Below are 12,408 nucleotides of genomic sequence, written 5' to 3' on the forward strand. Positions count from 1 at the left end.
TTCGGCGATAGCCCGGTCCAGGTCGTCAATGCCGTAGCGGGTGACCTCGTAATCGATGCCTTGCTCGTTGGCTTCCTGTTCATTCAGACCGACCCGGGCGACTTCCGGGTCGGTAAAGGTGCACCAGGGGATCACCCGATAGTCCACTTTGAATTTTTTCGCGAAACCAAACAGGGCATTGACCGAGGCATACCATGCCTGGTGAGAGGCGGTATGGGTAAACTGGTAGGGGCCGGCCACATCCCCGCAGGCATAAATATTCGGGAAGCGGCTTTGCAGGTGGTCGTTGACGGTGATGGTGCCGTTGCCATTGGTGGGCAGTTTCAGTGTTTCCAGTCCCAGCCCTGTGGTGTTGGCTTTGCGCCCCACGGCCAGCAATAACGTATCGAATACGATCCGCTTTTCCTGTCCGTCCCCCGTGACATACAACACCTTTTCACCCTCTTCCCGGGCAAAGCGCACGGTGGTGTGATCGACCAGTACCGTGACGCCGCTCTCTTTCAGTGCGGTGGTGACCTGTGCTGCGGCGTCTTCATCCTCGCGGGGCATCAGGCGCGGGCCTTTCTGTATCTGCGTCACCTGGCTGCCCAGACGGGCAAACGTTTGCGACAGCTCACAGCCAATGGGGCCGCCACCCAGGACCACAAGGCGCTGGGGCTGCTCTTCAATGTTCCACAGCGTGTCGGAGGTGAGTGCATCCATGTCCTCGATACCGGGAATCGGTGGAATAAACGGTTGGGCGCCGGTGGCGATGATAATGCTGCGGGCGGTCAGGCGTTCGCGGTGATCACCGTTGCGGATCTCTACTTCCCAGGGGGAAATAAAAGCCGCTTCACCTTGCCGACAGTCCACCCCCAGTTCGCTGTAGCGTTCTACAGAGTCATGGGGCTCGATTTTCTTGATGATGGTGTGGACACGTTCCATCAATGTACGGAAACGGAAGTCATTGCGAATGCTGTCGAAGCCGAACTTTTCCGCCTGCTTTTCATAGAAGGCCACGCGGGCACTCTTGATCAGTGCCTTGGACGGCACGCACCCGGTATTCAGGCAGTCGCCACCCATTTTGTGTTTCTCTATCAGGGTCACTTTCGCTTTGACGGTGGCGGCAATGTAGGCGCTGACCAGCCCGCCAGAGCCTGCGCCAATCACAATCAGGTTGCGGTCAAACTGTTTGGGTTTTTTCCAGCCCTTGTACACGTTGCGTGACTGCAAGCGGGCCATGATCGCCTTGGCTATCCAGGGGAAAATACCCAGCAGCACAAAGGCGCCCAATAACTGAGGCGACAGTAACCCCCCCAGGCTGCCGATCTGGCCAAGTTGGGTGCCTGCATTCACGTAGACCGCCGTGCCTGCCAGCATGCCCACCTGGCTGACCCAGTAAAAGGTGCGCGCTTTGATGGGGGTGAGGCCCATAACCAGATTGATAATGAAAAACGGGACAACAGGCACCAGACGCAATGTGAAAAGATAAAATGCGCCTTCTTTTTTGACTCCCTCATTGAGTTTTTTCAGCCGTTCGCCAAAGCGATTCTGCACCGTGTCATGAAACAGGAAACGGGAGGCGAGAAACGCCAGGGTAGCGCCCGCTGAGGAGGCAAAGGACACCAGTGCCAGGGCAATCCAGAAGCCGAACAGGGCCCCGGCGGCCAGCGTCATGATAGCCGCGCCGGGCAGGCTGAGTGCCGTGACAATGACATAGAGCGCGAAAAAGCCACCGAGGATCAACGCAGGGTTGTCCTGATAAAGAGCATCAAAGGCACTTTGTTGTTCTTTGATATAGCCGAGGCTGAAATACTGCCCCAGATCGAAAACAAAGTAACAACCGATCAACGCGGCGAGGACGGCGAAAAGTAGGCCTTTCTTGATGCTCATTTCAGGTCCTGTTGGTGGGGGTGGGTCAAAGGATTGGTGGGCATCAGCAGCAGCTGCCTGTCGCGTCTGTACTGTTTGCTTGTGCAAATGGCACATTCAGCCCGCAGCCTTCGAAGATACCGTAATGGGTGTTGAAGTTACCGATGAAGTCAAAGTGTGTGGCAAAGCGGCTTTTTTCCAGCATCAACCAGGTATTGCCGCAAACCGGGAAGACTTTGCCCGCTTCAATAAAATGATGGTCGTCCAGGGCAAAGGCGTTGGGACTGTTTTTCAGGGTGCCTTTGTAGACCACCGCCTGGCCATAATCTTCACAGGCTGGTTCCAGCGAATCGATATTGAACAGCCGGTAGGTGGCGGAATAAAAGCGGATATTGCCCAGCGTTTTTTCGATGGTCGGGTTTTCAATGGTCAGCGGGCGGGATTCCACCAGTCTTGGATCGGCAAAGCCGCAGCGCTTGCTCAGGTTGATGAAATCATTCCAGTACAGGGCGCCGGACAGGCACTCTCCGTACAGCACCGGGTCTTTGGCCAGTGAGGCAGGGATGCGCCGGTCTGCATAAACATCGGAAAAAAAGAACTCGCCGCCGGGTTTCAGCAGGCGTTTTACGTCGGCGATGACCTTGGCCTTGTCGGTGCTCAGGTTGATGACACAGTTGGAGATGACAATGTCGAAATAACCGTCCTGCAAATCCAGTTTGTCGAGCTCTTCAATATAGCCTTTCAGGAAACGTACATTGCTGTTGGCGTAACCAAAAGCGTCACGGTGATAGTCGAGGTGGCGATTGGCCACCGCCAATTGCTCGTCGGTCATGTCCACGCCAACCACTTCGCCGTGCTCGCCCACCAGTGCCGATAGCAGGTACACATCTCGCCCGGAGCCGGAACCCAGATCCAGAATGCGCATGCCTTCCAGTTGATCCGGGGCCACCAGCCCACAGCCATAGTAGCGGCTGACCACTTCATCATGGAGTTGTGCCAGCAGGGGCTTGAGATGTTCCGGCGGTGCCTGGTCACAGCAGGCATTGGTTTGCAGGTCTGCACTGGAATGCAGCTGTTTGCCGTAATAATCCTGTACATCGTTACGCATTGAGCGTCTCCGGGGGAAGGATAGTTTGTCATCATGCTGTGAGCGCAGGCGGTCCACTTAACGATCTGGTGGGTCAGAGTAGAACGCCGGGCATTGGGCCGAAATGATAAAAAGTGCACTGGCGGGTAGTAGCGGTCAGCGACTGTGAAAGTCGCGTGAATCAGGGTGTCTTGTCCAGTTTGTCGAGGACCGCGTCGACTTTCTCCTGGCTGACCGTTTCCGGCGGAGGGCGGCGCAGCGAGGTCACCAGCGCACGCAACTGACGTACGTAGCGGCGACAGTGGTGGCATATCAGTAGATGCAGACGCAGTGCGAAGCGCTCCCGTTTGCTTAGCGGGGCGCCATCCACCAGGGCGTCGGCTTTTTCGACGACGTGTTTGCACTTCAACATTCGCCTGTCTCCTGAAAATGATCCACCAGCTCAAACAACCGCGCGCGGGCACGGTGCAGCAGCACACGTACATTGGATGCACTAACGTCGAGCATGTTACAGATATCGTCGAAGTCCATCCCTTGCAGGTCCCGCAGTTCCAGTACCAGGCGCTGATTGTCCGGCATCTTTCCCAGGGTTTTTTCCATGCAGTGGCGCAGCTCGTCGCGGGTCAGCAGAGCGTCTGGGCCGCTCAGATCCCAGTGTTGTGGCGGATGGTCCCAGTGCCCGCCGTCACGAAAGCGGTGCGCCAGTGGGTCCTGTTCATTGCTGGGATCAAACTGAATCTCGCGGCCGCCCTTGCGCAACATCATCCGTGCCTGGTTGATGACGATGCGGGTAAGCCAGGTGCGCAGCAGGCTGCGGCCTTCGAACTTGGCAATGGCGCGGTGGGCAGCGATCCAGCCATCTTGCACCGCTTCTTCCGCATCCGCGGGCGACAGCATGGTGCGAGCGGTGGCCAGCAGCATGTTGTGATGGGCTTTGACCAGTAGCCCAAAGGCAGCTCGGTCTCCCTGGCGCAGGCGGTCAACAAACTCCGGGCTTTCCAGGGTCGGGTCCAAGGTGTCAGCTCTCCGGGGTCAGCAGGGTGGCGGGGTCATCTTCGCCGTCGTCGCCCTGATGCAGCATGACAATGCGGCGTAGATGCTGCATGTCATCCACGGATGGGCGATCAAACATGATGCCAATATCATGGCCCTCCTGGCGCTTTACTTTTGCCGGGAGGGTGAGCGTGATATCAGAGTCTTCCAGGGTAATGGTCAGGGTGACCGGGGCCGCATCGGGCAGCGCGAGCGGCGTGCTGCTGTTGAGCCGTGCGCCCATGATGGAAATGTCGTCCAGTGACACGGGGTGGCTGTCCTGCTGGAAAGCCAGGGTGGCCTCCCCGTCGAAGTCCACCCGATTGGCCCGCCGTCTTTCGTTCATGCTGTCGTCCCTGTTACGTCCCCGGCCGACACGTTGTTGCTGTGTCGGCATTATCCTGCACGAATCAGACTTCGATTCGTTTGTACTTCATGCGCTTGGGTTGCAGGGCCGCATCGCCCAGCTGCTTGCGTTTGTATTCTTCGTACTCGGTGTAAGAGCCTTCGAACCATTCCACCTGGGCATCCCCTTCGAAGGAGAGGATGTGGGTGGCGACGCGGTCCAGGAACCAGCGATCGTGCGAGATCACGATGGCGCAGCCGGGGAACGCCAGCAGGGCTTCTTCCAATGCCCGCAGGGTTTCCACGTCCAGGTCGTTGGTGGGCTCATCGAGCAGCAGCACGTTGGCGCCCTGCTTGAGCAGCTTGGCCAGGTGCAGACGGTTGCGTTCACCGCCGGACAGATCGCCGACCCGCTTCTGCTGGTCGCCACCCTTGAAGTTAAACCGGCCCAGATAGGCGCGGCTGGGGACTTCATAGTTGCCGATGCGCAGGATGTCGTTGCCGTCGGAGACTTCTTCCCAGACCGTCTTGTTGCTGTCCAGGTCTTCACGGCTTTGGTCCACATAGGCCATCTGTACGGTATCGCCAGTGACGATCTCGCCGCTGTCCGGGGTTTCCTGGCCGGCCAGCATGCGGAACAGGGTCGTTTTACCGGCACCGTTGGGGCCGATGATGCCGACAATAGCGCCACGGGGAATCTGGAAATCCAGATCTTCGTAGAGCAGCTTGTGGTCGAATTGCTTGGCCACATTCTTGATTTCAAAAACCTGCTCGCCCAGGCGTTCACCCGGCGGGATGTACAATTCCTGGGTTTCGTTGCGCTTCTGGAATTCCTGGCTGGCCAGCTCTTCGAACGCAGACACACGGGCCTTGTTCTTGGCACGGCGGCCTTTCGGGTTCTGGCGCACCCATTCCAGTTCCTTCTCCACCGTTTTGCGATGGGCCGACTCGCTCTTCGCTTCCTGCTCCAGACGCTGTTCTTTCTGTTCCAGCCAGGAGGAATAGTTGCCCTGCCAAGGAATGCCTTCGCCGCGATCCAGCTCCAGAATCCACTCACAGGAATTATCCAGGAAGTAGCGATCGTGGGTCACCGCCACCACGGTGCCGGGGAATTCGTGCAGGAAGCGCTCCAGCCAGGCCACGGACTCCGCGTCCAGGTGGTTGGTGGGCTCATCCAGCAGCAGCATGTCCGGGGCGCTCATCACCAGCCGGCACAGGGCAACACGGCGGCGTTCACCCCCGGACAGGGTTTTCACGCTGGCGTCCCAGGGCGGCAGACGCAGCGCGTCGGCGGCGATTTCCAGTTTGCGCTCAAGGTTGTGCGCATCGCTGGCTTCGATGATGTCTTCCAGCTTGGCCTGTTCGGCGGCCAGCTTGTCGAAATCCGCGTCTTCCGCCGCATAGGCTTCGTAGACTTCTTCCAGGCGCTGCTGGGCGTTACGGATATCCGCCACGGCTTCTTCGACGATCTCGCGGACATTCTTTTCCGGGTCCAGCTCCGGCTCCTGGGGCAGGTAGCCGATATTGGTGCCCGGCTGCGGCCGTGCTTCACCCAGGAAGTCCTTGTCCACGCCGGCCATGATGCGCAGCAGCGTGGATTTACCGGAGCCGTTCAGGCCCAGCACGCCGATCTTGGCGCCGGGAAAGAACGACAGGGAGATGTTCTTCAGGATGTGTTTCTTGGGTGGGACAACCTTGCCCACCTTGTCCATGGTGAAGATGTACTGGCTCATAAACTCCGACCGCAGTCTGTATTAATGTGCGGGGCGTAAGGTGCAGGCGGGCTGCAGGCCCCGGCAGAGGGTACTTTGATTGGCGCCTAAGCTAACGGAAAGCGGCCGTGAGTGAAAGTGCACGGCCTTTGATAGGGCGATGTAAGGCCGGATTGGCGCCAGAAAACCGGTGCCTGACGCCATGAGACGACTGGCAGGTTTCCATGAGCGGACTTCAAGTGCCATTGGCCCCGGATTTGGTTAGAATACGCGCCCCAATCCACTCTTAGCACGTTGACAGGTAGCCCATGTTCCCGAAATCCATGTCCATCGCCGAGTTTGACCCGGAAATCAAAGCGGCCATCGAGGCCGAGGAAGTTCGCCAGGAAGAGCATATCGAGCTGATTGCCTCTGAAAACTATGCTTCGCCGAGGGTCATGGAGGCCCAGGGCTCCGTGCTGACCAACAAGTACGCCGAAGGCTACCCGGGCAAGCGCTACTACGGCGGTTGCGAAAACGTGGACGTGGTCGAGCAATTGGCCATCGACCGGGCCTGTGAGCTGTTCGGCGCCGACTGGGCCAACGTGCAGCCGCACTCCGGTTCCCAGGCCAATGGCGCGGTGTATATGGCCATGCTGAAGGCTGGCGACACCGTGCTGGGCATGAGCCTGGACGCGGGTGGTCACCTGACCCACGGCGCCAAGCCGAACTTCTCCGGCAAGACCTACAACGCCATCCAGTACGGCCTGGACAATGAGACCGGCCTGATTGATTACGAGCAGGTGGCCTCCCTGGCCCGCGAGCACAAGCCGAAAATGATCGTGGCGGGCTTCTCTGCCTACTCCCAGGTGGTGGACTGGCAGCGTTTCCGCGATATCGCCGATGAAGTGGGCGCCATCCTGCTGGTGGACATGGCCCACGTGGCCGGTCTGGTTGCGGCGGGTGTGTACCCCAGCCCGGTGGGCATCGCCGACATCACTACCACTACGACCCACAAGACTCTGGGTGGTCCCCGTGGCGGCCTGATCATGGGCAAGGCCAACGAAGACATTCAGAAGAAGATCAACTCTGCCGTGTTCCCCGGTGGCCAGGGTGGCCCGCTGGAGCACGTGATTGCCGCCAAGGCAATCTGCTTCAAGGAAGCCATGCAGGCTGACTTCAAGGGCTACCAGCAGCAGGTAGTGAAGAATGCCCAGGCCATGGCCGGCGTATTCATCGAGCGCGGCTTTGACGTGGTGTCCAACGGCACCGAAAACCACCTGTTCCTGCTCAGCCTGATCAAGCAGGACATCACCGGCAAAGATGCCGACGCCGCCCTGGGCCGCGCCAACATCACCGTCAACAAGAATGCCGTGCCCAACGACCCGCGTTCCCCGTTCGTGACGTCCGGCCTGCGTATCGGCTCCCCGTCCATTACCCGTCGCGGCTTTGATGAAGCCGACGCCAAGGCGCTGGCTGGCTGGATCTGTGACATCCTCGACAATATGGGTGACGAGTCTGTGATTGAGAGTGTGAAAGGCAAGGTGAAGGAGATTTGTGCTCGGTTGCCGGTTTATGAGCGGTAGAAGATGAGTTGACAGTTGACAGTGGATAGTTGACAGCGAAAAGCAAACAATACGTAGAGTCACGGATGACGAGAAAGTATGCAGCGCGGGAGAAATCCCGCGCTTTTGCTTTGCGGATGATAAAGGTTTATCAGTATCTGCAAGAGCAGAAGCGAGAATACATATTAAGTAAGCAATTGCTGCGCAGCGGAACAGCAATTGGAGCCTTGGTCAGGGAAGCAGAGCAGGCCGAGAGTCGTGCAGACTTCGTGCATAAATTGTCTATCGCTCTGAAAGAGGCTAATGAAACGGAATATTGGCTGGAGTTGTTGATGGAGTCCGGCTATTTGGAGCCTTCGTCTGGTCAGTCGGTTATGGCTGACGCCAAAGAGTTATTGAAGATATTGACGGCAATTATCAAAACCACCAAAACTCGCAGATAATCGGGTTTCAAGGTTTTAGCTGTCAATTGTCAACTATCAACTGTCAACTGGGGTTTCCATGTACTGCCCGTTTTGCTCCGCCCAGGACACCAAGGTGATCGACTCCCGTCTGGTTGCGGATGGGGTGCAGATCCGTCGTCGCCGTGAGTGCTTGAGCTGTACCGAGCGCTTTACCACCTTTGAAACAGCAGAGCTGGTGATGCCGCGCCTGGTGAAAACCGATGGCACCCGCCAGCCGTTCGATGAGGCCAAGCTGCGTGCGGGCATGCTGCGGGCGCTGGAGAAACGGCCGGTGAGCATGGAAGACCTGGAAGCCGCAATCAGCCGGATTTGTCACCGTCTGCGTGCCACCGGCGAACGGGAGCTGCCGGCCCGGGAGCTGGGCGAGTTCGTGATGGAAGAACTGCAACAGCTGGACGATGTGGCGTATGTGCGCTTTGCGTCGGTGTACCGCAGTTTTCAGGATATTTCCGAGTTTTCCGCTGAAGTGGATCGCCTGAAAAAAGCCGGCGGCAAACCCGGTGACAAGCTGGAAGACTCGAAGGAATCATGAGCTTTTCTGCTGCCGACCATCAGTCTATGAGCCGGGCGCTGCAACTGGCGCGCCAAGGCCTCTACACCACGGACCCTAACCCACGAGTGGGGTGTGTGCTGGTGCGTGATGGCGCCGTGGTCGGTGAGGGCTTTCATGCCCGGGCCGGCGAGCCCCATGCCGAGCGTCATGCGCTGGCGGCGGCTGGCGATCGGGCTCAGGGAGCCACGGCCTATGTCACTCTGGAACCTTGCTCCCATACCGGGCGTACCGGCCCCTGCGCGGATGCGCTGGTGGACGCCGGGGTGGCGAGGGTTGTTGCGGCCATGGAGGACCCCAATCCCCAGGTGGCGGGGCAGGGGCTGCAACGGCTGGCGGATGCCGGCATTGCGGTGGCGTCGGGATTGCTGGAAACGCAGGCCCGGGAATTGAATCCGGGGTTCATTGCCCGGATGACCCGGCAGCGACCTTATATTCGCATCAAGATTGCCGCCAGTGTGGATGGCCGCACGGCCATGGCTAGTGGGGAGTCCCAGTGGATCACCGGCCCGGCGGCGCGGGAAGATGTGCAGCGCCTGCGGGCACGCAGTTCGGCGGTGATCACCGGCGTGGGGACCGTGCTGGCGGACCGGCCTTCCTATACGGTGCGCCCGGCACAATGGACACTGGCGGACTATCATTGCCGCCCAGATGAACACAGTCAGGCGGGCCGCGACTGGGTGCGCCAGCCTGTGCGGGTAATTCTGGACAGAACTCTGCGCACGCCCCCGGATGTGCCGGTGGTGAGTGCGCCGGGGCATTGCCTGCTGGTGGCTGGGGAACAGCACCCGGGGCGCCAGAATGCGCTGGAATCCGCCGGAGCTGAGGTCATGCACTTGCCGGCCTCTGGCTCCGGGATCGACCTGCAGCAGTTGTTGATCGAATTGAACCGGCGCGAATGTAATGAAGTGCTGGTAGAATGTGGCGCCACGCTGGCCGGTGCGTTTGTTCGTGAGGGCCTGTTCGACGAAATTCTCGTCTATATGGCACCGGCCCTGTTGGGCTCGTCAGCCCGGCCGTTACTGGGGCTGCCGCAGTTGGCCAGCATGAGCGAGAAGGTGGCGTTGCGTTGGCAGGATGTGCGCCAGATTGGCGATGATCTGCGTTTGACGCTGGTTCCGGCGTAATGAGTTTAAAGTTCAAAGTTGAAAGTTAAAACGCAGATGAGGGCGGTGCGAGGTTGAGTGGTTGGCGTCGCGATTACCGGTGAACGCGGGCGCGGAACGGACAACAGGCAAGGCTCTGCCCGCGCTTTTCAACTTTGAACTTTAAACTTTCGACTCAATACCGACGTGTCTGGTCTGCGAGCCTGACGCAGGAGAGTTTACATGTTTACCGGCATTATCGAATCCATGGGCAAGGTGGCCGCCATGACCCCGAAAGGCGGCGATGTGACCTTGCTGATCAAGAGCGAAGGGCTGGACTTTTCCGATGTGCAGCTGGGCGACTCCATCGCAGTGAACGGCGTATGCCTTACCGCCACCGCGTTGCCTGGTGGTGCCTTTGAGGCGGATGTATCCGGGGAAACGCTGTCGCTGACCTCGCTGGCGCAAATCAGCGTGGGCAGCACGGTGAACCTGGAAAAAGCCCTGACTCCGTCCTCCCGACTGGGTGGCCACCTGGTCAGCGGTCATGTGGATGGCCTGGGCAAGATTGTCGAGATGAAGCAGGATGCCCGTTCGGTGCGTATCGATATCGAGGCACCGGCGGAGCTGGCCAAGTACATTGCCCACAAGGGTTCAATCACCGTCGATGGCATCAGCCTGACGGTGAACAGTGTGGCCGGAGCGGTGTTTTCCCTGAACATTATTCCGCACACCCAGGAGGTCACCACCATCGGTCAATGGCAGGTGGGGACGCCAGTGAACCTGGAAGTTGATATCATAGCCCGCTATCTGGAACGCCTGCTCCTGGGAGAGAAGGCCGCCGAGCCCACTTCCGAGGGGATTTCCATGGCGTTCCTGGCGGAAAACGGGTTTATCAAAGGCGTCTGACGTCAGACGTCGGACGTCAGACGCAAGGCCGGCTGGCAGAAAGTCTGCGGCGGCGGTGCGTTATTGACCGCAGATGAATTGAAGGCAGCAATTGTATGCAACTCAACAGTATTGAAGAACTGATCGAAGATATCCGTCAGGGAAAGATGGTTATCCTGATGGATGATGAGGACAGGGAGAACGAAGGCGACCTGGTGATGGCGGCAGAGCACGTGACTGGCGAAGCCATCAACTTCATGGCCAAGTACGGCCGTGGCCTGATCTGTATGCCCATGTCCCGTGAGCGCTGTGAGTTGCTGGATCTGCCGTTGATGGTGCAGAGCAATGGCAGTGGTTTTGGCACCAAGTTCACCGTGTCCATCGAAGCCCGCGAAGGGGTGACCACCGGGATCTCTGCCGCTGACCGTGCGCGCACCGTGCAGGCCGCCGTGGCCCGCAATGCCCGCGCCTATGACATTGTCCAGCCGGGGCATATCTTCCCGCTGATGGCCGAGCCGGGTGGCGTGCTGCGCCGTGCCGGTCACACCGAAGCGTCCTGTGATCTGGCGGCGCTGGCCGGTTGCGAGCCGTCCGGGGTGATCTGCGAAGTCATGAATGAAGATGGTTCCATGGCACGCCGGGAAGACCTGGAAGTGTTCGCTGCAGAGCATGACTTGAAGATCGGCACCATCGCCGACCTGATCCAGTATCGCGCCCTGAACGAGCAGACCATCGAGCAGGTGTCCGACCACGAGCTGGATACCTGGTACGGCGATTTTCGCCTGGTGGCGTTCCGCGACACCGTGGACGGGCTGACCCATGTGGCGCTGGTGAAAGGCGAGATCAGTGAAGACGAAGAGGTCACGGTACGGGTGCATCAGGTGGACCCGCTGCGTGATCTGATGAGCGCCAAGATGAATGGCCGCACCGGCTGGAACATGCACCGGGTGCTGGAAACCGTTTCCCAGTCGGATGCCGGGGTGGTGATTATTCTGGGGCAGGATTACGCCTCCAACGATATCGTCGAACGCCTGGATGCCTTCTTCGGCGGCACCGCTGGCAAGCCCAAGGGCGAGTCCCGTGCGTACCGCAACATCGGCACCGGTTCCCAGATTCTGAAGGCACTGGGCGTGCGCAAAATGCGCCTGCTCAGCTCCCCGATGAAATTCAACGCGTTGAGTGGTTTCGACCTGGAAATCACCGAGTACTTGGACGCGGATAGTTGAATGAGACGCCCGATGCCTGACGCCTCAGGCCTGATGCTTGCGATTTTAGCGTTGGGCATTGGGCTTTCGGCGTCAGGAAGCTAATCGAAACCACTGGACGCTCCTGCCTTGCCAGGTGCGACCAATGATCAGGACAAGACACATGCAAAACATCAAGACTCTCGAAGGTACTCTGAGCAACGTGGGTGGCCGTTACGGTATCGTGGTGGCGCGCTTTAACAGCTTTGTGGTGGAAGCCCTGCTGGACGGTGCCGTGGATGCGCTGGTGCGTCACGGGGTGAGCCGTGACGATATTGAAATCATCCGTGTACCCGGTGCCTGGGAAATGCCGGTGGCGGTGAAAAAGGTCATCGAGAAGCGTAGCTATGACGCGGTGATTGCGCTGGGCGCGGTGATTCGTGGTGGCACTGCCCACTTTGAGTTCGTGGCCGGCGAAGCCGCCAAGGGCATTGCCTCGGTTCAGAACAGCACCGGTACCCCGGTGGCGTTCGGCGTGCTGACCGTGGACACCATTGAGCAGGCCATCGAACGCTCCGGCACCAAGGCCGGTAACAAGGGGGCGGAAGCCGCCCTGTGCGCACTGGAAATGGTGTCGCTGTTTAAAGCCCTGTAATTCCAGGGGCG

13 protein-coding genes are annotated in these 12,408 nt (G+C 59.2%); 7 read left to right on the top strand and 6 right to left on the bottom strand.

Annotated features, from left to right (window positions below):
• The 6 genes from A3730_RS21890 to ettA form a co-directional block, all read right to left on the bottom strand.
• The coding region (locus A3730_RS21890; RefSeq protein WP_063538938.1) for an FAD-dependent oxidoreductase at positions 1-1,872 on the bottom strand (1,872 nt) is incomplete at its 3' end.
• A gap of 43 nt (positions 1,873-1,915) precedes the next feature.
• Positions 1,916-2,959 (bottom strand): methyltransferase domain-containing protein, encoded by a 1,044-nt coding sequence (locus A3730_RS21895; RefSeq protein WP_063520856.1) that lies wholly within the window; start codon positions 2,957-2,959, stop codon positions 1,916-1,918.
• A gap of 160 nt (positions 2,960-3,119) precedes the next feature.
• The gene (locus A3730_RS21900; protein WP_063519099.1) at positions 3,120-3,350 is read right to left on the bottom strand and encodes an anti-sigma factor; all 231 of its coding nucleotides are present in this window, start codon (positions 3,348-3,350) and stop codon (positions 3,120-3,122) included.
• Positions 3,344-3,952, bottom strand: a complete 609-nt coding sequence (locus tag A3730_RS21905) for an RNA polymerase sigma factor (RefSeq protein WP_063520857.1) — start codon at positions 3,950-3,952, stop codon at positions 3,344-3,346. Before A3730_RS21905 ends, A3730_RS21900 begins: the two co-directional genes overlap by 7 nt.
• Positions 3,953-3,956: 4 nt before the next feature.
• Positions 3,957-4,316, bottom strand: coding sequence for a PilZ domain-containing protein (locus A3730_RS21910; protein WP_063520858.1), 360 nt, complete (start codon positions 4,314-4,316; stop codon positions 3,957-3,959).
• Positions 4,317-4,380: 64 nt separating this feature from the next.
• Positions 4,381-6,048 carry an energy-dependent translational throttle protein EttA gene (gene ettA, locus A3730_RS21915; protein ID WP_063538940.1) on the bottom strand — a complete coding sequence of 556 codons (1,668 nt, stop codon included), beginning with the start codon at positions 6,046-6,048 and terminating at the stop codon, positions 4,381-4,383.
• A 287-nt stretch (positions 6,049-6,335) separates the two neighbouring features.
• Between ettA and glyA the strand changes: the two genes are divergently transcribed.
• The 7 genes from glyA (at position 6,336) to ribE (ending at position 12,397) form a co-directional block, all read left to right on the top strand.
• Positions 6,336-7,592 (top strand): serine hydroxymethyltransferase, encoded by a 1,257-nt coding sequence (glyA, locus tag A3730_RS21920; RefSeq protein ID WP_063518534.1) that lies wholly within the window; start codon positions 6,336-6,338, stop codon positions 7,590-7,592.
• A 65-nt stretch (positions 7,593-7,657) separates the two neighbouring features.
• A complete protein-coding gene (locus A3730_RS21925) occupies positions 7,658-8,014 on the top strand; it encodes a four helix bundle protein (protein WP_063518533.1) in 357 nt (118 codons plus the stop codon).
• Between the two features lie 58 nt (positions 8,015-8,072).
• A complete protein-coding gene (nrdR, locus tag A3730_RS21930) occupies positions 8,073-8,567 on the top strand; it encodes a transcriptional regulator NrdR (protein ID WP_063518532.1) in 495 nt (164 codons plus the stop codon).
• Positions 8,564-9,712 carry a bifunctional diaminohydroxyphosphoribosylaminopyrimidine deaminase/5-amino-6-(5-phosphoribosylamino)uracil reductase RibD gene (ribD, locus tag A3730_RS21935; protein WP_063518531.1) on the top strand — a complete coding sequence of 383 codons (1,149 nt, stop codon included), beginning with the start codon at positions 8,564-8,566 and terminating at the stop codon, positions 9,710-9,712. The genes nrdR and ribD overlap by 4 nt, the downstream gene beginning before the upstream one ends.
• Before the next feature lie 201 nt (positions 9,713-9,913).
• Entirely contained in the window at positions 9,914-10,579 is a 666-nt protein-coding gene (locus A3730_RS21940) for a riboflavin synthase (protein WP_063538942.1), read from the top strand.
• A 95-nt stretch (positions 10,580-10,674) separates the two neighbouring features.
• Positions 10,675-11,784: a bifunctional 3,4-dihydroxy-2-butanone-4-phosphate synthase/GTP cyclohydrolase II gene (ribBA, locus tag A3730_RS21945; RefSeq protein ID WP_063520720.1), complete on the top strand. Its 1,110-nt coding sequence runs from the start codon at positions 10,675-10,677 to the stop codon at positions 11,782-11,784.
• A 142-nt stretch (positions 11,785-11,926) separates the two neighbouring features.
• Positions 11,927-12,397, top strand: coding sequence for a 6,7-dimethyl-8-ribityllumazine synthase (gene ribE, locus A3730_RS21950; protein ID WP_007150362.1), 471 nt, complete (start codon positions 11,927-11,929; stop codon positions 12,395-12,397).
• Positions 12,398-12,408 lie beyond the last annotated feature (11 nt).

It is taken from the genome of Alcanivorax sp. HI0044, from assembly GCF_001634945.1.

Bases quoted from the DNA above. Each gene is read 5' to 3' on its own strand.
- A3730_RS21895 (WP_063520856.1), bottom strand. From the start codon at position 2,959: ATGCGTAACGATGTACAGGATTATTACGGCAAACAGCTGCATTCCAGT.
- A3730_RS21900 (WP_063519099.1), bottom strand. From the start codon at position 3,350: ATGTTGAAGTGCAAACACGTCGTCGAAAAAGCCGACGCCCTGGTGGAT.
- A3730_RS21910 (WP_063520858.1), bottom strand. From the start codon at position 4,316: ATGAACGAAAGACGGCGGGCCAATCGGGTGGACTTCGACGGGGAGGCC.
- ettA (WP_063538940.1), bottom strand. From the start codon at position 6,048: ATGAGCCAGTACATCTTCACCATGGACAAGGTGGGCAAGGTTGTCCCA.
- glyA (WP_063518534.1), top strand. From the start codon at position 6,336: ATGTTCCCGAAATCCATGTCCATCGCCGAGTTTGACCCGGAAATCAAA.
- A3730_RS21925 (WP_063518533.1), top strand. From the start codon at position 7,658: ATGACGAGAAAGTATGCAGCGCGGGAGAAATCCCGCGCTTTTGCTTTG.
- nrdR (WP_063518532.1), top strand. From the start codon at position 8,073: ATGTACTGCCCGTTTTGCTCCGCCCAGGACACCAAGGTGATCGACTCC.
- ribD (WP_063518531.1), top strand. From the start codon at position 8,564: ATGAGCTTTTCTGCTGCCGACCATCAGTCTATGAGCCGGGCGCTGCAA.
- A3730_RS21940 (WP_063538942.1), top strand. From the start codon at position 9,914: ATGTTTACCGGCATTATCGAATCCATGGGCAAGGTGGCCGCCATGACC.
- ribBA (WP_063520720.1), top strand. From the start codon at position 10,675: ATGCAACTCAACAGTATTGAAGAACTGATCGAAGATATCCGTCAGGGA.
- ribE (WP_007150362.1), top strand. From the start codon at position 11,927: ATGCAAAACATCAAGACTCTCGAAGGTACTCTGAGCAACGTGGGTGGC.